A 22,013-nucleotide genomic window follows, 5' to 3' on the forward strand; every position below is an offset into this window, starting at 1 on the left:
CCCGACCCGGCTGGCCGCCGATCCCACCCCCTCGACCGAACCTCGACCGAAGGCAGCAATGACCGACCACGCGATGCTCAGCCTCGAGCAGATCGGCCTCCGCATCGGCGGCGCCCGAATCCTCGAGGGCGTCTCGCTCGACGTGCCGGCCGGGCAGATGCTCGGCGTCATCGGACCGAACGGCGCCGGCAAGACGACCCTCTTCAACGTCGTCTCGGGCGTCGTCCGGCCGACGTCCGGGCGCGTCCTCCTCGACGGCGCCGACGTCACCCGCGACCCGATCCACCGCCGCGCCGCGGCCGGCCTCGGACGCACGTTCCAGACCTCGAGCCTGTTCCCCGCGCTCACCGTACTCGAGAACGTGCGGCTCGCGGCGCAGGCGCACGCGGGCGGGGCGACGAGCCTCTTCCGCATCCCCAGGGCGAGCGACGCCGCGAGCGAGCGCGCCCTCGAGTGCCTGGCCGAGGTCGGCCTCGAGCACCGCGCCGGCGCCGAGGCATCCGGACTCGCCCACGGCGAGAAGCGCAAGGTCGAGATCGCCATGCTCCTCGCCACCGACCCGAAGGTGATCCTCCTCGACGAGCCCATGGCGGGCGTCGCCTCCGGCGACGTGCCCGCGCTCACCGAGGTCATCCGCGGGCTCCACCGCGGCGGTCGCACCGTGCTCATGGTCGAGCACCACATGGAGGTCGTCCTCGGCCTCGTCGACCGCGTCGCGGTCATGCACCACGGCGAACTCCTCGCCGTCGACACCCCGGAGGCCGTCATGGCGAACCCGACCGTGCAGTCCGCCTACCTCGGGGAGGCGATGTGAGCGAGCCCGACCGTGCAGCCCTGCCCCGGGGAGGCGATGTGAGCGAGACCACCCGCCGCGAACCCACCCGCCGCGAACCCATCCTCGTGGTCGACCGCCTCTCGGGGCGCATCGCCGGCCAGCAGGTCATCGAGGACGTCGCCTTCGAGGTGCCCGCCACGGGCGTGACCGCCCTCCTCGGCCGCAACGGCGTCGGCAAGACCTCGACGATCAAGTCGATCCTCGGGCTCATCGAACGCACGGGCGAGGTGCGCCTCGCGGGCGAGCGGATCGAGACGCTGCCAACCCACCGCATCGTGTCGCGCGGCGTCGGCTACGTGCCCGAGGACCGCGAGGTGTTCGGCCAGCTCACCGTCGCCGAGAACCTCCGGCTCGCCGAACGCGACGCCTCGCCACGGCGCGAGCTCGTCGAGCGGCTCTTCCCCGACCTCACCGCCCGCCGCGCGCAGCGCGCCGGCACGCTCTCCGGCGGCCAGCAGCAGATGGTCTCCCTGGCACGGGCCCTCGTGAACGAGAACCGGCTGCTGCTCGTCGACGAGCCCACGAAGGGACTCGCCCCGCGCATCGTCGACGAGGTCGCCGTCGCGCTCGCCGAGGCGGCGCGGACCGTGCCCATCCTCCTCGTCGAGCAGAACCTGCGCGTCGTCCGCCGGCTCGCCGAACGCGTCGTCGTGCTCTCCGGGGGCCGCGTGGTCTTCACGGGCGGCGCCGCCGAGTTCCTCGACGACGAGCAGCTCGTCCACCGCCACCTCGGCGTGCACGACGCGAGCGAGGCCGCCTGATGTCGACGATCGTCCTGCTGCTCATCACCGGTCTCGGACTCGGCGCCCTCTACTTCCTCGTCGCGAGCGGACTCTCGCTCATCTACGGGCTCATGGGCGTCCTCAACTTCGCCCACGGCTCCTTCCTCACCATCTCCGCCTTCCTCGGCTGGGAGGTCGGCCGCCGGGTCTCCGACGGCACCTGGTGGGGCCTCGCGATCTCGGCGATCGTCGGCATCGCCGTCGGTGCGATCGTCGCCGCCCTCACCGAGTACTTCCTCATCCGCCGGCTCTACGAACGGCACATCGAGCAGGCCCTCGTCACCGTGGGCCTCTCGCTCGCGACCGTCGCGCTCTTCGAGGGCATCTGGGGCACCGACCCGATCTACACGGCCCGGCCCGACTGGCTCACGCAGACCACCGAGATCCTCGGCGCGAAGATCCCGAACGACCGGTTCCTGCTCATCGCGTGCGCGGTCATCGTGCTCGGCGGCATCGTGCTGTTCCTCAAGCGCACCCGCTACGGCCTCATCATCCGCGCGGGCGTCGAGAACCGGCAGATGGTCACCGCGCTCGGCATCGACGTGCGGCGCTCCTTCACCCTCGTGTTCGCGATCGGCGGGGCCGCGGCCGGCCTCGGCGGGGTGCTCGCCTCGGTCTACTACGGCTACGTCTCGGCGCACCTCGGCTCGGTGCTGCTCATCTTCGCGTTCATCGTGACGGTGATCGGCGGGCTCGGCTCGCTCACGGGCGCCGCGGTCGCGTCGGTGCTCGTGGCCGTGCTCCAGCAGTTCGCCAACTACTACCTCGGCGGCACCGGCGACCTCGTCGTCGTCGTCGCGCTCGCCGCGGTGCTGCTCATCCGCCCGCGAGGACTCATGGGGAAGATCGCATGACCCGGAACAAGACCCTCTGGCTCGCCGTCGGCGGCGTGCTTCTCGTGGTGCTGCTCGCCGTGCTGCCGCTCCTCGCCATCGAGATCCCGGGCGTGCTGCCGGGCCCGACGTACACGCCGGGCACGCTGCAGCTCATCGCCTACGCGATGCTCATCGCGGCCCTCGCGCTCAGCTACCGCATGATGTTCGGCCTCGCGGGGCTCCTGTCGTTCGGGCACGCCCTGTTCTTCGCGGCGGGCGCCTACGGGCTCGGCATGACCCTCGACGCCTTCGGCCCCGCCGAGTGGCCGAGCGAGCTCATCTTCCTCGGCTCGATCGTCGTCACCCTCGTCGCGGGCTTCGTGCTCGCGGCGACGGTCGGCGCGCTCGCGCTCCGAGTGACCGGCATCTCCTTCGCGATGGTGACCCTCGCCTTCGCCCAGGCGGGCTCGGTGCTCATCCGCCGCAACCCGGGCGGGGCCACCGGCGGCGACGAGGGCCTCGCGCTCGACATCGAGCACGTGCCCGACGCCCTCGTCGGCGTGCTCAACACGCGCAACCTCTACTGGGTCGCGCTCGGCGTGCTCGTGTTCGTGTACCTCGTCGTGCTCTGGGTCGAGCAGAGCCGCGCGGGACACGTCGCCGAGGCGACGCGCGAGAACGAGCTGCGGGTGCGGGTGCTCGGCCTCCGGCCGTACGACGTGAAGCTCCTCATCTTCATCGTCGCCTCGGTGCTCGCCGCCGTCGCGGGCATGGGCTACCTGCTGCTGCAGTCGGGGGCGGCGCCGCGCGTCGCGACGGCCGACTTCACGCTTACCCTCCTCGTCATCGTGGTGCTCGGCGGAGTGGGGTATCGCTGGGGCGCGATCGTCGGCGGTATCGTCTACACACTGCTCGACCAGCGGCTCACGGCGCTCGCGGGCTCCGACTTCATCGCGGGGCTGCCGGCCGTGCTCCGGGTTCCGCTGAGCGAGCCGCTGTTCATTCTGGGAACGCTCTTCATCCTCGTGGTGCTGTTCCTGCCCGGGGGGATCGCGGGCATCCCGCAGCGCATCCGCTCGGGGCGCGCGAGCCACCCGGCCGAGTCGGAAGAGGTGGCCGATGCCTGACGGACGGCACACACTCGGGCGCTGGACCCGCGACCGGGCGCGCGCGACCCCCGAGCGCATCGCGATCGACGACCGCGGCGTGGTCGTGCAGTACCGCGAGCTCGACGAACGTGCCGAGCGGCTGGCCGAGGCGTTCCGCACCGCGGGCTACGCCGTCGGCGACCGGGTGGCGACGATCACCGGCAACAGCGCAGACCAGGTCGTGCTTTTCTTCGCCTGCGCGAAGGCCGGGCTCGTGCTCGTGCCGCTCTCGTGGCGGCTCGCGCCGCGCGAGCTCGCGGCGCAGCTCGAGATCGCGCAGCCCGCGCTGCTCCTCGTCGAGAACGAGTTCGACTCGCTCGGCCGGGCGACCCTCGCCCGTCTCGCGCGGCGCGTGCCGAGCACCGCGCTCGGCGCGCACGGGGTGGAGGCCGAGGTGCCCGCACCCGCCCGCGACGGCGGGCCCGCGGCATCCGATCGCACCGAGGTGCACGACGACGACGCGCTGCTCATCATCTTCACCTCGGGCACCACCGCGACCCCGAAGGGGGCGGTGCTGACCCACGCGAACTGCTTCTGGACGAACCTCTCGTTCTCGCGCATCGCCGAGCTGCGGGCGGCCGACACGGTGCTCGCGGTGATGCCGCAGTACCACGTCGGCGGCTGGAACATCCAGCCGCTGCTCGCCTGGTGGACGGGCGCGACGGTGGTGCTCGAGCGCACCTTCGATCCGGGGCGGGTGCTCCACCTCATCCAGGAGCGGCGCATCACGACCATGATGGGCGTGCCGGCGAACTATCTCTTCCTCGCGCAGCATCCCGCCTTCGGCGACACCGACCTCTCGAGCCTCGAGCACGCGATCGTCGGCGGGGCGCCGATGCCGCCCGCGCTGCTGCGGGCCTGGCACGCCCGCGGCATCGCGCTCACGCAGGGCTACGGGCTCACGGAGGCCTCGCCGAACGTGCTGTGCCTGCCCGACGAGGACGCGCTCAGTCGCGCCGGGTCGGCCGGCAAGCCCTACCCGCACGTCGACGTCGCCGTCGCCGACCCGGTGACCGGCGAGCACCTGGAGGGCGCGGCCGAGGGCGAGCTGCTCGTGCAGGGGCCGGGCGTCTTCGCCGGCTACTTCCGCGACGCGGCGGCCACCGCCGCGGCGCTCGGCGACGGCTGGCTGCACACCGGCGATCTCGTGCGCCGCGACGCGGACGGCTACTTCACGATCGTCGACCGCCTGAAAGACCTCTACATCACGGGCGGCGAGGGCGTCGCACCCGCCGAGGTCGAGGCGGCGCTCATGGCGCACCCGGCGGTCGCCGACGTCGCGGTCGTCGGGGTTCCCGACGACCGCTGGGGCGAGGCCGGCGTCGCGTGGGTGGTCGCCGCGCGCGGCCGCGTCACGGATGCCTCGGAGCTGATCTCGTTCGCCCGCGAGTCGCTCGCGCACTTCAAGGCGCCGCGCGAGGTGCGGTTCATCGACGAGCTGCCCCGCTCGGCGGCGGGCAAGGTGCTGCGGCGCACGCTCGCCGAACGCGCGGGCGCCGACCATGCGGCAGGGCCCGCCCGATCCGAACTGGAGGAGACCCGATGAGCGCGGCACCCCGCACCGCCCGCGGCGAGAAGACGAGGCGGCGCCTCCTCGAGGCGGCCGAGCACGTGTTCGCCGCCCACGGCTACCACGAGGCATCCGTCTCGCGCATCACCGAGCGCGCGGGCGTCGGCCAGGGCACCTTCTACCTGTACTTCGACACGAAGCTCGACGTGTTCAACGAGCTCGTCGAAGACCTGAACCACCGCGTGCGGCAGGCGATGAGCGAGGGCTCCCGCGGTGCGGCGAGCCGCATCGAGGCCGAGCGCGCGGGGTTCGCGGCGTTCTTCCGCTTCACCGCCGAGCACCCGGCGCTGTACCGCGTCGTGCGCGAGGCCGAGCTCGTCTCGCCCGACGCGCTGCGGCTGCACTACTCGCGCATCGTCGAGGGCTACATCGACGGGCTCCGCGACGCCGCCGAGGAGGGCGAGATCGGCGACATCGACCCGACCGTCGCCGCCTGGGCGCTCATGGGCGTCGGCGAGATGATCGGCATGCGCTGGGTGCTCTGGGGCGACGGCGACGCCGCGCCCGGCGACCCGGCCGACCCCACGGCGAGCGGCACCCGCGAGGTGCCGCAGCACGTGCTCGACGAGATGATGCGATTCATCGCCGGGGCGCTCGGCCGCCCGGCGCTCGTCGCCGAGGTACGCTCCGCGCCGGACAGGGCCGGGGCGCTCGGCCGCCCCGCGCTCGCACACGACCCGCGGTCCGCCGCGCACGACAAGGAGGAATCGTGACCGACCTTTCAGGACGACGCGCGGTCGTCACCGGGGGAGCGAGCGGCATCGGCGAGGCCTGTGCGCGCGCCTTCGCCGGCGCGGGAGCGCACGTCGTCATCGCGGACCTCAACGCGGAGGCGGCCGAGCGGGTCGCCGGCGAGCTCGGCGGCGAGGCCTGGCCGGTCGACCTCGGCGACACCGCCGCGCTCGCCGAGCTCTCGCTCGACGCCGACATCCTCGTGAACAACGCCGGCATCCAGCACGTGCGACCCATCGAGGAGTTCGAGCCCGAGCGGTTCTCGCTCATCATGCGGCTCATGCTCGAGTCGCCCTTCCTCCTCATCAGGGCGGCGCTTCCCGGCATGTACGAGCGCGGCTTCGGCCGCGTCATCAACGTCTCGAGCGTGCACGGGTTGCGCGCCTCGCCGTTCAAGTCGGCGTACGTCGCCGCCAAGCACGGCCTCGAGGGGCTGTCGAAGGTGACCGCGCTCGAGGGCGGCCCGCACGGGGTCACCTCGAACTGCATCAACCCCGGCTACGTGCGCACGCCCCTCGTCGAGAAGCAGGTCGCCGACCAGGCGCGCGTGCACGGCATCCCCGAGTCGGAGGTGCTGCCGAAGATCATGCTCACCGAGTCGGCGATCAAGCGGCTCGTCGAGCCCGCCGAGGTCGCGAGCCTCGCGCTCTGGCTGGCCGGGCCCGACGCGGGCATGGTGACGGGGGCCAGCTACACGATGGACGGCGGATGGAGCGCACGATGACCACCGCCTCCCTCGCCGCGTCCGCGTTCTCGGCGCCCGTCGCGGGCGGCGCGCTCGCCGGCGGCCAGTGGCACGTGGATGCCGCGGGGCTGCCCGTGCTCGCGGTGCACGGCATCACCGCGAGCCACCGCAACTGGGACCTCTTCGCGGAGGCCATGCCCGAACGTCGCATCGTCGCCCCCGATCTCCGCGGGCGGGGTCGCAGCAACGGCCTGCCGGGGCCCTACGGCCTCGAGCAGCACGCCGACGACCTCGCCGCGATGCTCGACGCCCTCGGCATCGAGCGGGCGTACGTCGTCGGCCACTCGATGGGCGCCTTCGTCTCGGTGCGGCTCGCCGAGCGCCACCCCGAGCGGGTCGCGGGCCTCGCGCTCGTCGACGGCGGGCTGCCCGTGCCGAGCCCCGAGGGGGTCGCCCCCGAAGAGCTGCCGAAGGTGCTGCTCGGGCCCGCGCTCGAGCGGCTCTCGATGACCTTCGCCGATCGAGCGGCGTACCTCGCCTTCTGGCGGCGGCATCCGGCCCTCGGCCCGTACTGGAACGACGCCGTCGAAGCGTACGTCGACTACGACCTCGACGGGCGCGAGCCCGAACTCCGCAGCTCGGCGAACGCCGACGCCGTCGCCGTGAACGCCGTCGAACTCGACGGTCGCGGCGGTTACACGGCCGCCCTCGAGGCGCTGCCGGGGCCGGTCGACGTCTTCCGCGCGCCGCGCGGACTCCTCGACGCGGCGCCCCTCTACCCCGAGGCGCTCGTCGCCGAGTGGGCCGCGCGGGTGCCCGCCCTCGTGACCCACGAGGTCGCCGACGTCAACCACTACACGATCCTCATGACGGAGGGCGGCACGGGTAGCGTGATCCCTGTGATCCGCGCCCGCATCGAGGCCGCAGACACACAGGAAGGTGCAACGTGACACTCGACAAAGTCGTCGGGTCCGCCCAAGAGGCGGTCGCCGACATCCCCTCAGGAGCCAGTCTCGCCGTCGGCGGGTTCGGACTCTGCGGCATCCCGATGGTGCTCATCCAGGCACTGCTCGATGCCGGCGTCGACGGGCTCTCCGTCGTCTCGAACAACTGCGGCGTCGACGACTGGGGGCTCGGCGTGCTGCTCGCGAAGCAGCGCATCGCCAAGATGACCTCCTCGTACGTCGGCGAGAACAAGGAGTTCGAACGCCAGTACCTCACGGGCGAGCTCGAGCTCGAGCTCACCCCGCAGGGCACCCTCGCCGAGAAGCTCCGCGCCGGCGGCTCGGGCATCGCCGCGTTCTTCACCCAGACCGGCGTCGGCACGCAGGTCGCCGAGGGCGGGCTGCCCCGCCGGTACCACGCCGACGGCACGGTCGCCGTCGCGAGCCCCGCGAAGCCCGTGCAGACCTTCGAGTTCGCGGGCGAGCCCCGCGAGTTCGTGCTCGAGGAGGCGATCACGACCGACTTCGCCCTCGTGCACGCGCTGAAGGGCGACCGGCACGGCAACCTCGTCTTCGACAAGTCGGCCCGCAACTTCTCGCCGCTCGCGGCGATGGCCGGGCGGGTCTGCGTCGCCCAGGTCGAGGAGCTCGTCGAACCCGGCGAGCTCGACCCCGACACCGTGCACCTGCCCGGCGTCTACGTCGACCGCGTCGTCGTCGTCGGCCGCGACATCGAGAAGCGCATCGAACGCCGCACCGTGCGGGAGGGGAACTGACATGGCACTCACGAGACTCGAGATGGCCGCCCGCGCCGCCCGCGAACTCACCGACGGCTCCTACGTGAACCTCGGCATCGGGCTGCCCACCCTCGTGCCCAACTACGTGCCCGACGACATGACCGTCGTGCTGCAGTCCGAGAACGGCATCCTCGGCGTCGGCCCGTACCCGACCGACGACGCCGTCGACCCCGATCTCATCAACGCCGGCAAGGAGACCGTGACGGTGCTGCCCGGCGCCGCCTACTTCGATTCGGCGCTGAGCTTCGGCATGATCCGCGGCGGCAAGATCGACGCCGCCATCCTCGGCGCCATGCAGGTGTCGGCCACCGGCGACCTCGCGAACTGGATGATCCCCGGGAAGATGGTGAAGGGGCCCGGCGGCGCGATGGATCTCGTGCATGGCGCCCGCAAGGTCATCGTGCTCATGGAGCACGTCGCGAAGGACGGCACCCCGAAGATCGTGCACGACTGCTCGCTGCCGCTCACCGGCCGCAGGGTGGTGCACCGCATCATCACCGATCTCGCCGTCATCGACGTCACGCCCGACGGGCTCGTGCTCGTCGAGTGCGCCCCGGGCGTCACCGTCGACGAGGTCGTCGCCGCGACCGAGCCGCCGCTCGACACCTCCGGGCTCGCCTAGCCAGAGGCCCGCCCTCCACCCGACCCGACCGCTGTCCGGTACGGCCTCCCATGGCCGTGCCGGGACAGCGCCGACCCTGAAACGAGCCAGCAATGACCGACACCATCCTCCCCGGCATCGAGTCCGAGACCGTCGAGACGCCCCGCCTGCGCGCGGGAGTGCTGCGCCGGCGGGCGTCCGCCGTCGACGGCGCGACGACCGTCGTGTTCGTGCACGGCAACGTCTCCTCCTCGCTGTTCTGGCAGCCGATCATGCTCGCGCTGCCGGCCGACGTCGACGCGGTCGCGATCGACCTCCGCGGTTTCGGTGCGAGCGAGACGCTGCCGGTCGACGCGACCCGCGGTGTCCGCGACTTCTCCGACGACGTCGCCTCGGTGATCGACGCGCTCGGGCTCGGCGCCGTGCACCTCGTCGGTTGGAGCATGGGCGGCGGCGTCGTCATGCAGCTCCTGCTCGACCGGCCCGAGCTGGTCGCGAGCCTGACCCTGCAGTCGACGGTGTCGCCCTACGGCTTCGGCGGTACCGCGGCCGACGGCTCGCTGCTGGTCGAGGACGCCGCGGGCACGGGCGGCGGGGGAGCGAACCCCGACTTCGTGGCCCGCCTCGAGGCAGCCGACCGCACCGAGGAGGCCGGCGCCTCGCCCCTCGCGGTGTACCGATCGAGCTACGTGGCGCCTGGCTTCCCGTCGGCGCACGAGGCGATCTGGGTCGAGTCGATGCTCTCGACGGCGACTGGGCTCGACAACTATCCGGGCGACGCGACCGAGTCGTCGAACTGGCCCGGGTTCGCGCCGGGCGGGCGCGGCGTGCTGAACACGATGGCGCCGACGAACTTCGACACGTCGGCGATCGCCGAGCTCGCGGTCAAGCCGCCCGTGCTCTGGGTCCACGGCGCACAGGACGCGATCGTCGGCGACGCTTCGTTCTTCGACCTCAATCAGCTCGGCAAGGCCGGCATCATCCCCGGCTGGCCGGGTGACGAGATCGCCCCGCCGCAGCCGATGGTCTCGCAGACCCGCGCCGTGCTGGCCCGCTACGCGGCCGACGGTGGCGCCGTCACCGAGCTCGAGCTCGAGAACTGCGGCCACTCGCCGCACCTCGAGCACCCCGAGGCGTTCCTGGGGGCGCTGCTCGCAGTCATCGCGGAGTGAGAAACGTTACCCATTCGTGGTGCGCGGCTCCTCGCCCTGCGGCGGCCGCCCGCCAGAATTGCGAGGACGGTCTGCGGGACGAGCGGGGGAGATGATGCGGATGCGCAGCTGGGGCGCGCTACTCGGGGCGGTTCTGGCGAGCGGGATGCTTGCGGCGTGCACCTCCGGCGCGACGGGGGCGGAACCGACCGCGACCCCGATGCAGACGGCGACCGCGACGCCGACGCCGACGCCGACTCCCGTCGACCCGCTCGATGGCGTGACCGCGCTCGTCGCGACCGCGACCTCGCTGCAGTTCGTCGACGCCGAAGGCGTGGTCGTCGATGAGTTCGCCTACCTGGACGAGCCCGAGCCGGTGCTCGCCGCGATCGAGAAGGTCTTCGACGCCGAGCCGGTCGACGAGGAACGGCCCGGATCGAACCACACCCCGCCGTCGACCGCCCACACCTGGGGTGAGGTCGAGATCGAGGTGAGGCACTACGACGAGGAGCGGCGCGATGCGGAGTCGATCGGTCTGGATTGGCCGCGGTTCGCGGTGTACTTCGACGCGCCCGAGTACGAGGGGGTCGACTTGACGACGCCGTCGGGCATCCACGCGGGCGACGCGTTCGCCGACCTGGAGGCGCTGCTCGATCCCGACGAGACAACATGTTCAGGACCAGCTGCCGATGTCGTCGTGATCGAGGAGTACAGCCACATGCACGGCACCGACGTCGAACGAAAGTTCGGCGTCGCCCTGCGAGAAGCGTTCGGAACCGAGCCCCCGGGCGAGGACGCGTCGGTCATCTGGATCGGTGCGCCCTATCCGGTGGAGACCGGTTGCGCCTGAGCTCGGGTCGCGAGAACCTTCGAGGTCACCGAGGAACGTGTGAGCGGGCGAGGCCCTCGAGTACGTGAGCGAATCGTGATGATGCGTGCTTCCGCGGGCTGCGGGGCACTGCCAGAATCGGGGCAACCCTACCCGAGCCTCCGTCACCGAACTCTGGAGCCTGATGAACCGACCCGACACGAGGCAAGTGTCGACCCCCTTCTCGACTCGATGCGCGATGGTACTGACGACGGTCCTCGTCGTGGCGACGATGACGGGCTGCGTCGTGACAGTGCCCGTGCCCGACCTCGAGACGCCGGCTCCGACGTCCGTGCCCTCATCGGCCGCTCCCTCGCCTTCGACAGCTCCGACTCCGGCCGTCGAACCCATCGAAACGGTGGTCGCGCTCGTCGCGCGACCCGAATCACTCGAACTTCGCGATGCTGCAGGCACAGTCGTGATCGAGCTCGACTACCTCGACGACGCAGACGCGGCGATCGCGGCGATCGAGGAGATTCTCGATGCCGCGCCGGTCGATGAGGAGTTACGCGGTACCAGCCACTTCCCACCGACCACCGTGCATCGCTGGGGTGTGCTCGAGCTCTGGGAGAACCGTTTCGTCGACCGGTGGGCGTTCGCCGCCGACGAGGAACGGACGCTCTCCCAGCCGAGCTTCCACGTGGTCTTCAGGGGGGCCGACGTCGGCGGCGTCGCGCTCTCGACCCAGCACGGTGTGAGTGCGGGCAGCCCGTGGGCCGTGCTCGAGGCGATGCCGGACCTGCAGGTGAATCCGAGCATGTGTTCGGGGCCATACCTCGACTACGTCGAACAAGAGCGGATGCGGCCGGATGGCACTGTCTACCTGGGCCGGATCGGGGTCGACTTCGGCGGAAGTCCGGAAGACGGCGTGGTCACCGATGTGAGGGCGCCGACGCCGATCTTCGAGGATGGCTGCGCATGACCGTCGGCCGGAGATCAGAGAGGTGAATCTCGCACGGTTGCGCCTGAACGACACCTCCGCCGGCCTGCGTGTGCGGGCGAGTGCGACCTCGAATGCGTGAGCGAATCGTGATGATGCGTGCTTCCACGGGCTGCGGGGCACTGCCAGAATCGGGGCAACCCTACCCGAGCCTCCGTCACCGAACTCTGGAGCCTGATGAACCGACCCGACACGAGGGGTGCGTTCGTCGCCTCGGTGCTCGCCGTGCTCCTGCTCACCGGCTGCGTCGCCGCGGCCTCGGGCGAGCCGTCGCCCACGTCGGATCCCGGAGCGCCCGTCACGCCGAGCGCATCGGCCGGACCCATGGCTGAGACGGTGGCCGACACCGCGTCGATCACGGTGGGGGTCGATTCGCTCGTCCTCAGCGCAGGCGACGGTGCCGTCCTCGCCTCGTTCGACTACTACGCGGATGAAGCGGAGCCCGTTGTCATCGCGTTGACGACGGCGTTCGGCGGGGCAGCGACGATCGAAGAGGATCGCGGCAGTCAGGAGCACGTTCCCAGCACACGTCACACGTGGGGGTCGTTCACCGTGATCGAATTGCACTATCGCGACGACGAGCACCGGAGCTCGTTCCTGCCGACCCGTGCCCCGGCCTTCGCCGTCGAGTTCGCCGACGAGGGCTCGAACGGGATCGAATTCGCCAGCGCCGATGGCAGGACGGTCGGTGAGGACTGGTCCGAGATCGAAAGCCAGTCGACCTTCCGGATCGCCGGCGAGTGCGCGCACGCGTACACGGAGTCGAAGGAGCTGGAGGTCGTCTGGTACGACGGATCGCCGAAGACCGAGCGTCTTGTCGTCGACCTCGTTCCGAGCGACGACACGACGACGCTCGCCGAGGTGCACGCGCCCGTCGTGGAGAGCGGCTGCGTGTAGTCCTCCGCTCGCGGGCGCGCGCCCCGCCCGCCCAACTACACTTGAGTCGTGCCTGCTGTGAATCTCGGAATGCCGAAAATCCCCGAAGTCCTGGCCCCGCGACGCAAGTCGCGCCAGATCAAGGTGGGCAAGGTCCTGGTCGGCGGCGACGCGCAGGTGAGCGTGCAGTCGATGACGACCACGCCGACGACGAACATCAACGCGACCCTGCAGCAGATCGCCGAGCTCACGGCCTCGGGCTGCGACATCGTGCGCGTCGCGGTGCCGAGCCGCGATGACGCCGAGGCGCTGCCGATCATCGCGAAGAAGAGCCAGATCCCGGTGATCGCCGACATCCACTTCCAGCCGAACTACGTGTACGCCGCGATCGATGCGGGGTGCGCGGCGGTGCGCGTGAACCCGGGCAACATCCGCAAGTTCGACGACCAGGTCGGCGAGATCGCCCGCCGTGCGAAGGAGGCCGGGGTCTCGCTCCGCATCGGCGTGAACGCCGGTTCGCTCGACCCGCGCCTGCTGCAGAAGTACGGCAAGGCGACGCCCGAGGCGCTCGTCGAGTCGGCCGTGTGGGAGGCGTCGCTCTTCGAGGAGCACGACTTCCACGACTTCAAGATCTCGGTGAAGCACAACGACCCCATCGTCATGGTGAAGGCGTACCGCATGCTCGCCGAGCGCGGCGACTGGCCGCTGCACCTCGGCGTGACCGAGGCGGGGCCCGCGTTCCAGGGCACCATCAAGTCGGCGACCGCGTTCGGCATCCTCCTCGGCGAGGGCATCGGCGACACGATCCGCGTCTCCCTGAGCGCCCCGCCGGTCGAAGAGGTGAAGGTCGGCCTTCAGATCCTGCAGTCGCTGAACCTCCGCGAACGCAAGCTCGAGATCGTCTCGTGCCCGTCGTGCGGGCGCGCGCAGGTCGACGTGTACAAGCTCGCCAACGACGTCACCGACGGGCTCGAGGGCATGAGCGTGCCGCTGCGCGTCGCCGTCATGGGCTGCGTCGTCAACGGTCCGGGCGAGGCGCGCGAGGCCGACCTCGGCGTCGCCTCGGGCAACGGCAAGGGCCAGATCTTCGTGAAGGGCGAGGTCATCAAGACGGTGCCCGAGTCCGAGATCGTCGCGACGCTCATCGCCGAGGCGAACCGCATCGCCGACGAGATGGGCGTGGACGCCCCGGTCGGCACGCCGACCGTCGTCACCCCGTAGTCGCCTCCGCCGCCCGAGCGTAGGGTGGGCGGCAGCGGGTGCCCCGAGGCATCCGATCGCGAGAGGAGACCGCGATGAGCGGCGACGGCAGCGAGTTCGAGTACCCAGACACGGCCGGCTATCCCGACGGCATGGGGACTCTGCACGAGGGCACCGACGAGGACGAGGTCGCGACGGAGGCCGAGGGCGACCTCGAGCGGTTCGCCCTCGACGACGAGGAGGACGTCGAGGGCGTCTGAGCTCATCGCGGCGGCACGACGTCTCCGGCAGGAGACGAGGCGCGCGTGACCTTCACACCGCGCTGAAGCGCACGGAGCCCGCCGCGATGTCGGCCGCCTCGAGCGCCACCTCGATCGTGCCCCCGGCCCGCGCACCGGCGGGCGCCGGGCAGCTCGCCGTGACGGCGGGCGTCTCGAGTTGGAACACCGCGCGTTCGCCGCGCAGCTCGAGCACCGTCGCCGTGAAGCGCTCGCCGATCCGGTCGTGGAGGAGGGCCGCCTCCACCCGCGCGACCGACCCCGAGTCGAGCTGGGACGCGCGCTGTCCGGCGACGCCCATGATTCGCGGAAGCGCGCCGAGCGAGTCGCGCGCCCAGCCGGGCACCCCACGTCCGGCGGCGACCGCCTCGCAGATGACGAGGCCCCAGCGATCGACGAGTCGGCGGATGGGGGCGGTGACGTGCGCGTACGGCGCGGCGAGGGCGGCCTGCACGGTCTCGGCGGGCGGCGTTCCGTCGAAGGCGACGTAGCCGGCTCCGCGGAACAGCCCGCCCGCGATCTGCAGCACGGCGAGGGCGAGCGGCTCCGTGCGGTCGAGGCCGCGCAGGTACTCGCCGTACGAGAGGTCGTCGGGCCAGGGGCATCCGAGCGCCTCGGTCTGGCGTCGGAACGCGGTGAGCTGCTCGTCGTCGGGGGCGGGCATCGTGCGCAGCACCCCGACCCGGGCGTCGAGCATGATCGAGGCCGCGGCCATGCCGGTCATGAGCGAGAGCTGGGCGTTCCAGTCCTCGACGGGCAGGGGCGTGCGGCGCAGGAGGTCGTAGCCGCCGTCGCGCCGCACGATCTCCTCGTCGGGGGTGTTGAGGCTCGCGCCGCCGCGCAGCCGCTCCTGCTCGATGCGGGCCCGGCCGATCTCGCCGAGCAGGGCGACGGGCGCGTCGGCATCGCCGGCGTCGATGAGCGCCTGCGCGCCGGGATAGTCGAGCCGGGCTCGCGAGCAGATGAGCGCGCGCTCGAGGCGTGCGGCCGTGATCGCGCCGTCGCCGGCCAGTTCGAACCGCCAGACGAAGGCGGTGCGGTCGGCGCCCGGCAGGAGCGATGCGCGGTCGTCGCCGATGACGGCCGGGTGCAGGGGGATGCGGCCGTCGGCGGCGTAGAGCGTCTGCCCGCGCTCGCGCGCCGCGAGGTCCACGGCCCCGCCGGGGGCGACGAACGCCGGGACGTCCGCGATCGCGTAGTGCACGAGGTAGCCGTCGCCCAGCCGGGCGAGGTGCATGGCCTGGTCGAGGTCGGTCGAGCCCGCGGGATCGATCGTCGCGAACGCGAGGTCGCGGAGGTCGGCGCCGGGCGCCGCCGCCGAAGCGGCCTCGGCCGCGGCGAGCACCTCGGGCGAGAACTCCTCGGGCAGGTCGAGCGAGGCGCGGAGCGCCGCGAGCGACTCGGCCAGCTCGCTCTGCGCGACGGACTCCGTGAGGTGCGGGCGGCGGGCTGGCATGCGCCCAGCCTACGAGGCGCATCACGATGGATGCCTCGCCGGCGTCGTCAATCGTCGCGGCGCCCGAGCACCCGCGCGAGGTGCCGCAGCACCGCCTCGCCCCACTCGTCGGTCTCCGACCCGTCCGCATCGGCGAGGCAGTCCCACCAGGTGAGCGAGCGATTCACCGCCTGGGTGATCTCGGCGGCGGCGACGAGCCCGGCCCAGCGGTCGTCGTCGAGCGCGCCCGACGCCGCCCATGCCCGGCGGAACGCCGCCTCGACCGGGGCCGGGTCGAGCCCGCCGACCTCCATCACCGCCATCGGGATCAGGATCGCCTCGACGGGGTGCGCCCACTGCGCGTCGCCGAAGTCGAACACGCGCAGCCGCCCCGTCTCGCCGGCGACGGTGGCGAAGACGTTGCCCGGGTGCAGGTCGCCGTGCTGGAGCGTCGCGGGCAGGCCGCTCGCAGCGAGGGTCGCGACCGCCTCGTCGACCCGGGATCGCGCGCCGCGGAGCGCCGCAGCCGTCGCGTCGTCGGGGGCCGAGGGATGCCCGGGCGGAAGCCCGAGCACCCGCGCGAGCATGAGCTCGAAGCGATCGGGCACCGTCGCCGGCGAGCAGTCCGGCACCCTGAGCATCGTGATGTCCAGGGCGCGGTCGACGAGCGCGCGCTGCACCCGCGCCCATTCGCCGACGACGGCGAGCCAGTCCTCGGCGGTGGCGCCCGCATCGCCGCGCGCCTCGCGGAGCGTCGCCCCGTGGTCGGCGGTGAGCATCCAGCCGAGCTCGCGGTCGACGGCGATCGGGGCGGTGACCGCGTCGGGCAACGCGCTCGCGAGGAACGCCTGGAGGCCCGGCTCGAAGCTCTGGGCACGGCAGTTCGCCTTGAACCAGAATCGCTCTGCGATCCCGCCCTGCTCGGCGTCGATCACGAGCTGCGTCGACCACGGGCGCACTCGCGGCTGGGCGACGGCGGTGATGCGGGCGCCGAGCGGGGCGAGCGCCGACGACGCCCACGCGGTCGCGGCGTCCAGCCAGTCGCTCGACGTCACTTCGGCGGAGAACGGCCGGCGCTGATCCATGTCAGCACGATAGGGCAGGAGGCATCCACCGCGCTCAGTAGAATCATCGGGTGCCCACACGCCTCTCGAACTACTTCCTCCGTACGCTCCGCGAAGACCCCGCCGACGCCGAGGTCGCGAGCCACAAGCTGCTCGTGCGCGCCGGCTACATCCGCCGCCAGGCGCCGGGCGTGTTCGCGTGGCTGCCGCTCGGCCTCCGGGTGAAGGCGAAGATCGAGCGCATCGTCCGCGAGGAGATGGAGAACGCCGGAGCGCACGAGGTGCACTTCCCGGCGCTGCTGCCGCGCGAGCCCTACGAGGTCACGAACCGCTGGACCGAGTACGGCGAGGCGCTCTTCCGCCTCCAGGACCGCAAGGGCGCCGACTACCTGCTCGCGCCGACACACGAGGAGGTCTTCACGCTGCTCGTGAAGGACCTGTACTCGTCGTACAAGGACCTGCCGCTCTCGATCTACCAGATCCAGGACAAGTACCGCGACGAGGCGCGCCCCCGCGCGGGCCTCCTGCGCGGTCGCGAGTTCACCATGAAGGACGCGTACTCCTTCGACATCTCCGACGAGGGGCTGGATGCCTCGTACCAGGCCCAGCGCGACGCCTACGAGCGCATCTTCACGCGCCTCGGGCTCGAGTACGTCATCGTCCAGGCCGACGCCGGCGCCATGGGCGGCTCGAAGAGCGAGGAGTTCCTGCACCCCACGCCAGTCGGCGAGGACACCTTCGTGCGCTCGGCCGGCGGCTACGCCGCGAACGTCGAGGCGTTCCAGACCCTCGTGCCCGAGGCGCTGCCCATCGAGGGCCAGCCCGCGCCGATCGTGTTCGACTCGCCGAACACGCCCACGATCCTGAGCCTCGTCGACCACGTCAACGAGCACCAGGCCCGCACCGACCGCCCGTGGCACGCGGCCGACACGCTGAAGAACGTCGTGCTCGCCCTCACGCACCTCGACGGCACGCGCGAGCTCGTCGTCGTCGGCATGCCGGGCGACCGCGACGTGGAGATGAAGCGCGCCGAGGTGGCGTTCGCCCCGGCCGAGGTCGAGGCCGCCACCGAGTCCGACTTCGCGAAGCACCCCGCACTCGTCAAGGGCTACATCGGGCCCTGGTCGCCCGAGGGCCCGGTGCTGGGCGAGCAGTCGGCGAGCGGCATCCGCTTCCTCGTCGACCCCCGCGTCGTCGACGGCACCGCCTGGGTGACCGGCGCCAACGTCCACGAGCAGCACGTGCTCTCGCTCGTCGCCGGCCGCGACTTCACCGCCGACGGCGTCGTCGACCTCGCCGACGTGCGCGCCGGCGACCCCGCCCCCGACGGCTCGGGGCCGGTCGAGCTCGCCCGCGGCATGGAGATCGGGCACGTCTTCCAGCTCGGCCGCAAGTACGCAGAAGCGCTTGGGCTCAAGGTGCTCGACGAGAACGGCAAGCTCGCGACCGTCACGATGGGTTCGTACGGCATCGGCATCACCCGCATCCTCGCGATCATCGCCGAGCTGCACAACGACGACAAGGGCCTCATCTGGCCGGCGTCGGTCGCCCCGTTCGACGTGCATGTCGTCGCGACCGGCAAGGACGAGGCGGTGTTCGACGCCGCGGAGCGGATCGTCGCCGAGCTCGAGGCCGCCCGCTACGAGGTGCTCTACGACGACCGGCCGAAGGTCTCGCCCGGCGTGAAGTTCGGCGACGCCGAGCTCATCGGCGTCCCGAAGATCGTGATCGCGGGCCGCGGCGTCGCCGACGGCGTCGTCGAGGTCTGGGACCGCGCGACGGGCGAGCGCACGCAGGTGCCGCTCGACGGGGTGGTCGAGGCCCTCCAGGGCTGACCGGGCCCCACCCCACTACGTCCCTCCGCCTGCCCAGTCGAGTGGGCAGAAATGAACCTCCGTGGCGCGGCATGGGTTCATCTCTGCCCACTCGATTGCCGCGGGCATCTAGGTTGTGGAGAACCTCTGCACACAGCGGCATCGCTCGGCATGCTGGGCGAGTGAATCGCCGAGTGCCCATTCCCCGACGGCTGCAACGGCGCGCCTTCGCTGTGACGGCGGCAGGCGCGCTCGGCCTCGGTGCGAGCCGGCTCCGTGGCGCAGACATCGACCGTCCGTTCCACGGAGTGCGGAGCATCGGAATCGACCTCCGCGAACTGCGCGGGCGGTGCCGCGCCTACCTGCCGCGGATGCGCGGGCCAGAGGTATTCAGCCATTCGACCGCGGCGCTGCTGTACGAGATCCCGCTGCCGGCCGAACTCGAGGCCGCTCCGACCCTGCATGTGTCGTCGACCGACGACGGACGGCCCAGGGCGGTCGGGGTGACCGGACATCGCATCAAGCGGATGCTTCGACGCGACGACCGCGGGCTCCCACTCGCCTCGCCCGCCGACACCTGGTGCCAGCTCGCGACGCAGCTGTCGCTCGACGATCTCATCGCGGCCGGCGACGCATTCGTCTCGGGTCGGCTCGTGGCGCGGGGCTTCCGTGTCGCGCCGCTGTGCACCCGCGATGAATTGAGGGCTGCGATCGGCCGCCATCGACCTGCCCGTGGAACGGCGAAGCTCGGCGAGGCGCTCGAGCACGTGAGAACCGGAGTCGACTCGCGACGCGAGACGCACACGCGATTGACGATCGTGCGCTCCGGGCTCCCCGAACCGGTGATCGCCGCGCCGGTCGTAGTGCTCGGCGGTGTCGTCCTGCATCCCGACCTCTCCTACCCCGAGCTCAAGATCGCGATCGAGTACGAGGGCGAGGAGCATCGGCTCGACGCAGCGCGGTGGCGTGACGACATCGCTCGTCGCCGCGCACTGGAATCCGCGGGGTGGATCGTGATCCGGGTGACGATCGCCGATTTGCGTGCCCCCGGCGGCTTTCTCGCGGACATCCGTGCACATCGACGGCGTCGTCTCGCCCACTGACGTCCCGCACCGATCGAGTGGGCAGAGACGTACCTTCGTCGCGCTTCTTGGGTTCATACCTGCCCACTCGGCTTGAGGATGGAGCGAAGGCTGGGGTACGACGGGGAGCAGAGGGCCCCGGGGTCGCGCGCGGGCCATCGTTCCCGCGCGCGACACCTCCCGTTCACCGAGGCGACCCGCGCGCTTCTCCCGGCGGCACGACGCTCGACGCGTACGCCGCCGAGAGTGAGGACGCCCCCGATGACCCTGGCCGAACCGACCCGCCGATCGCTGCCGATCGTCGACCACGCGCGCGGCAAGCGCTCGCCCGTGACCTGCCGCCTGAAGTGCGCCGACGCCTGCCTCGGACCCGAGTGCAACACCTCGGGCAACCCCGAGTTCCGCTCGCTCGCCTCGGCGGCCCTCAGCCGGCGGGCCCTCCTCGGCTTCGGTGCGGCCGGCGCCTTCACCCTCGTCGCCGCGGCCGCGCTGAAGCCAGCACCCGCACAGGCGGCCGCGTTCGGACCCGCGGCCACGCGTGGAGCCGTGGCATCCGGCCTGCCGTTCGAGCCGATCGCGCCCGTCTCGCACCTCGTCGACGAGTTCACGGTGCCGGCGGGGTACCGCTGGCAGGCGCTCGTGCGCTGGGGCGACCCGATCTTCGCCGATGCGCCGGCCTTCGACCTGCACCACCAGAGCGCCGCGGCGCAGGCCCGCCAGTTCGGGTACAACAACGACTACCTCGACGTCATCGCCGACCGCGGCGGGCTCACCGGCGTGCTCGTCACGAACCACGAGTACGTGAACCCGGGCATCATGTTCCCGCCGTCGAGCGACCCGGCCGAGCTCCGTCGCCGCAGCGAGATCTACAAGGCCGCGCAGGGGATGACCGTCGTCGAGGTCGCACGCGACCGCATCGGCGGCCCCTGGCGCATCGTCACGGGCGGCGCCCGCAACCGTCGCATCACGGTCGAGAGCGAGTTCGCCTTCACCGGGCCGGCGGCGGGCTCGGCGCTGCTCCAGACGGCCGGCGACCCGAGCGGCACCGTCGTCAACGGCACGCTCGGCAACTGCGCCGGCGGCACGACCCCGTGGGGCACGGTGCTGAGCGGCGAGGAGAACTTCAACGGCTACTTCCGCGCGGCGCCCGACACCGCGGCGCGCAAGCGCTACGGCTTCGCCGACGCCGCGACCTCGACCGGGTGGGAGACCTGGGACCCCCGCTTCGACGGCTCGGCGCCCGGCTACGAGAACGAGGGCAACCGCTTCGGCTACATCGTCGAGATCGACCCGCAGGACCCGACGTCGACGCCGGTGAAGCACACCGCGATGGGGCGCTTCAAGCACGAGGGCGCGAACGTGCGCATCGCCGAGGACGGCCGGGCCGTCGCCTACATGGGCGACGACGAGCGCGGCGACTACCTCTACAAGTTCGTCTCGAAGCACAAGTTCAACCCGAAGGACAACCCGGGTGCGCGCAAGCAGAACCGTCGCCTGCTCAGCGAGGGCGACCTGTTCGTCGCCCGCTTCTCGGGCAACTCGCCCGCCGCCGAGATCGACGGCACCGGCAAGCTGCCGAGTGACGGCGCCTTCGACGGTTCGGGTGAGTGGGTCGCGCTCACCCGCAAGGGCGCGAGCGTCGTGCCCGGCATGAGCATCGAGGAGGTGCTCGTGAACACCCGTCTCGCGGCCGACCTCGTCGGCGCGACGAAGATGGACCGCTGCGAGGACGTCGAGCCGCACCCGACGAGCGGCCGCGTCTACGTCGCCTGCACGAACAACACGCAGCGCGGCACGGCGGGCCGACCGCCGGTCGATGAGCCGAACCCGCGTGCGACGAACCGCGACGGGCACGTCATCGAGCTCACCGAGCTGCGCGGCCAGTCGGGCGAGCGCTTCGCGTGGAGCATCCTGCTGCTCTGCGGCGACCCCGCCTCGATCACGCAGACCTACTTCGCGGGCTATCCGAAGGACAAGGTCTCGCCGATCTCGTGCCCCGACAACGTCGCGTTCGACACCGAGGGCAACCTGTGGATCTCGACCGACGGCCAGCCGTCGACGATCCGCAAGAACGACGGCCTCTTCAAGGTGCCGCTCGAAGGCCCGGAGCGGGGGCACGTGCAGCAGTTCCTCTCGGTGCCCCGCGACGCCGAGACCTGCGGCCCCGTGATCCGCGCCGAGGAGGGCGTCGTGTTCGTCGCCGTGCAGCACCCAGGCGAGGAGGGGGCGTTCGCCGCCCCGACGTCGTTGTTCCCCGACTACGGCTCGACCGCGCCCGGTGCGGTCGCCGCGCCGCGACCGTCGGTCGTGCAGGTGTGGCGCGAATAGGTGCGCCCGACTCCGCCGTGGTGCACGGCGAAGCCGTCGGATGCCGCGTGGGGGCGCGGCTCCGACTC

The 22,013-nt window shown here is 71.9% G+C and carries 21 protein-coding genes; 19 read left to right on the forward strand and 2 right to left on the reverse strand.

The window, feature by feature from the left end; translation table 11 throughout:
- Nucleotides 1–58: 58 nt before the first annotated feature.
- From ACFVTR_RS04285 to ACFVTR_RS04360, 16 genes are all read left to right on the forward strand, one after another.
- A complete protein-coding gene (locus ACFVTR_RS04285; protein WP_387035035.1) occupies nucleotides 59–814 on the forward strand; it encodes an ABC transporter ATP-binding protein in 756 nt (251 codons plus the stop codon).
- 38 nt (nucleotides 815–852) lie between these two features.
- Nucleotides 853–1,596 carry an ABC transporter ATP-binding protein gene (locus ACFVTR_RS04290; protein WP_387035037.1) on the forward strand — a complete coding sequence of 248 codons (744 nt, stop codon included), beginning with the start codon at nucleotides 853–855 and terminating at the stop codon, nucleotides 1,594–1,596.
- Nucleotides 1,596–2,471, forward strand: coding sequence for a branched-chain amino acid ABC transporter permease (locus tag ACFVTR_RS04295; protein ID WP_387035039.1), 876 nt, complete (start codon nucleotides 1,596–1,598; stop codon nucleotides 2,469–2,471). The genes ACFVTR_RS04290 and ACFVTR_RS04295 overlap by 1 nt, the downstream gene beginning before the upstream one ends.
- Nucleotides 2,468–3,559, forward strand: coding sequence for a branched-chain amino acid ABC transporter permease (locus tag ACFVTR_RS04300; protein WP_387035041.1), 1,092 nt, complete (start codon nucleotides 2,468–2,470; stop codon nucleotides 3,557–3,559). Before ACFVTR_RS04295 ends, ACFVTR_RS04300 begins: the two co-directional genes overlap by 4 nt.
- Nucleotides 3,552–5,126 (forward strand): class I adenylate-forming enzyme family protein, encoded by a 1,575-nt coding sequence (locus ACFVTR_RS04305; RefSeq protein ID WP_387035043.1) that lies wholly within the window; start codon nucleotides 3,552–3,554, stop codon nucleotides 5,124–5,126. Before ACFVTR_RS04300 ends, ACFVTR_RS04305 begins: the two co-directional genes overlap by 8 nt.
- Nucleotides 5,123–5,863: a TetR/AcrR family transcriptional regulator gene (locus ACFVTR_RS04310; RefSeq protein WP_387035045.1), complete on the forward strand. Its 741-nt coding sequence runs from the start codon at nucleotides 5,123–5,125 to the stop codon at nucleotides 5,861–5,863. The genes ACFVTR_RS04305 and ACFVTR_RS04310 overlap by 4 nt, the downstream gene beginning before the upstream one ends.
- A complete protein-coding gene (locus ACFVTR_RS04315) occupies nucleotides 5,860–6,606 on the forward strand; it encodes a 3-hydroxybutyrate dehydrogenase (protein ID WP_387035047.1) in 747 nt (248 codons plus the stop codon). The genes ACFVTR_RS04310 and ACFVTR_RS04315 overlap by 4 nt, the downstream gene beginning before the upstream one ends.
- Nucleotides 6,603–7,517 (forward strand): alpha/beta fold hydrolase, encoded by a 915-nt coding sequence (locus ACFVTR_RS04320; protein ID WP_387035049.1) that lies wholly within the window; start codon nucleotides 6,603–6,605, stop codon nucleotides 7,515–7,517. Before ACFVTR_RS04315 ends, ACFVTR_RS04320 begins: the two co-directional genes overlap by 4 nt.
- Nucleotides 7,514–8,287 (forward strand): CoA transferase subunit A, encoded by a 774-nt coding sequence (locus ACFVTR_RS04325; RefSeq protein ID WP_387035051.1) that lies wholly within the window; start codon nucleotides 7,514–7,516, stop codon nucleotides 8,285–8,287. The genes ACFVTR_RS04320 and ACFVTR_RS04325 overlap by 4 nt, the downstream gene beginning before the upstream one ends.
- Before the next feature lies 1 nt (nucleotide 8,288).
- On the forward strand, nucleotides 8,289–8,930 hold the full coding sequence (locus ACFVTR_RS04330; protein WP_387035053.1) for a CoA transferase subunit B: 642 nt from the start codon (nucleotides 8,289–8,291) through the stop codon (nucleotides 8,928–8,930).
- Nucleotides 8,931–9,022: 92 nt separating this feature from the next.
- Nucleotides 9,023–10,081 (forward strand): alpha/beta fold hydrolase, encoded by a 1,059-nt coding sequence (locus ACFVTR_RS04335; RefSeq protein ID WP_387035055.1) that lies wholly within the window; start codon nucleotides 9,023–9,025, stop codon nucleotides 10,079–10,081.
- A gap of 199 nt (nucleotides 10,082–10,280) precedes the next feature.
- Nucleotides 10,281–10,910: a hypothetical protein gene (locus ACFVTR_RS04340; protein ID WP_387035057.1), complete on the forward strand. Its 630-nt coding sequence runs from the start codon at nucleotides 10,281–10,283 to the stop codon at nucleotides 10,908–10,910.
- Between the two features lie 241 nt (nucleotides 10,911–11,151).
- A complete protein-coding gene (locus ACFVTR_RS04345) occupies nucleotides 11,152–11,850 on the forward strand; it encodes a hypothetical protein (RefSeq protein ID WP_387035059.1) in 699 nt (232 codons plus the stop codon).
- A 195-nt stretch (nucleotides 11,851–12,045) separates the two neighbouring features.
- Nucleotides 12,046–12,765: a hypothetical protein gene (locus tag ACFVTR_RS04350; protein WP_387035061.1), complete on the forward strand. Its 720-nt coding sequence runs from the start codon at nucleotides 12,046–12,048 to the stop codon at nucleotides 12,763–12,765.
- A 69-nt stretch (nucleotides 12,766–12,834) separates the two neighbouring features.
- Nucleotides 12,835–13,965, forward strand: coding sequence for a flavodoxin-dependent (E)-4-hydroxy-3-methylbut-2-enyl-diphosphate synthase (ispG, locus tag ACFVTR_RS04355; RefSeq protein ID WP_376940913.1), 1,131 nt, complete (start codon nucleotides 12,835–12,837; stop codon nucleotides 13,963–13,965).
- Between the two features lie 74 nt (nucleotides 13,966–14,039).
- Nucleotides 14,040–14,204 carry a hypothetical protein gene (locus ACFVTR_RS04360; protein WP_387035063.1) on the forward strand — a complete coding sequence of 55 codons (165 nt, stop codon included), beginning with the start codon at nucleotides 14,040–14,042 and terminating at the stop codon, nucleotides 14,202–14,204.
- 52 nt (nucleotides 14,205–14,256) lie between these two features.
- Here the strand turns inward: ACFVTR_RS04360 and ACFVTR_RS04365 are convergent, their stop codons facing one another.
- The gene (locus ACFVTR_RS04365; protein ID WP_387035065.1) at nucleotides 14,257–15,678 is read right to left on the reverse strand and encodes an RNB domain-containing ribonuclease; all 1,422 of its coding nucleotides are present in this window, start codon (nucleotides 15,676–15,678) and stop codon (nucleotides 14,257–14,259) included.
- A gap of 47 nt (nucleotides 15,679–15,725) precedes the next feature.
- Nucleotides 15,726–16,742 carry a phosphotransferase family protein gene (locus ACFVTR_RS04370; RefSeq protein WP_387035067.1) on the reverse strand — a complete coding sequence of 339 codons (1,017 nt, stop codon included), beginning with the start codon at nucleotides 16,740–16,742 and terminating at the stop codon, nucleotides 15,726–15,728.
- A 50-nt stretch (nucleotides 16,743–16,792) separates the two neighbouring features.
- Here ACFVTR_RS04370 and ACFVTR_RS04375 point away from each other — a divergent pair, with 50 nt between their 5' ends.
- The 3 genes from ACFVTR_RS04375 (at nucleotide 16,793) to ACFVTR_RS04385 (ending at nucleotide 21,945) form a co-directional block, all read left to right on the forward strand.
- Nucleotides 16,793–18,556, forward strand: a complete 1,764-nt coding sequence (locus ACFVTR_RS04375; protein WP_387035069.1) for a proline--tRNA ligase — start codon at nucleotides 16,793–16,795, stop codon at nucleotides 18,554–18,556.
- Nucleotides 18,557–18,729: 173 nt separating this feature from the next.
- Nucleotides 18,730–19,638, forward strand: a complete 909-nt coding sequence (locus ACFVTR_RS04380) for a hypothetical protein (RefSeq protein WP_387035071.1) — start codon at nucleotides 18,730–18,732, stop codon at nucleotides 19,636–19,638.
- Nucleotides 19,639–19,878: 240 nt separating this feature from the next.
- On the forward strand, nucleotides 19,879–21,945 hold the full coding sequence (locus ACFVTR_RS04385) for a PhoX family protein (RefSeq protein ID WP_387035073.1): 2,067 nt from the start codon (nucleotides 19,879–19,881) through the stop codon (nucleotides 21,943–21,945).
- Nucleotides 21,946–22,013: the final 68 nt, after the last annotated feature.

The organism is Agromyces sp. NPDC058126, from assembly GCF_042884595.1.
GTDB lineage: Bacteria > Actinomycetota > Actinomycetes > Actinomycetales > Microbacteriaceae > Agromyces.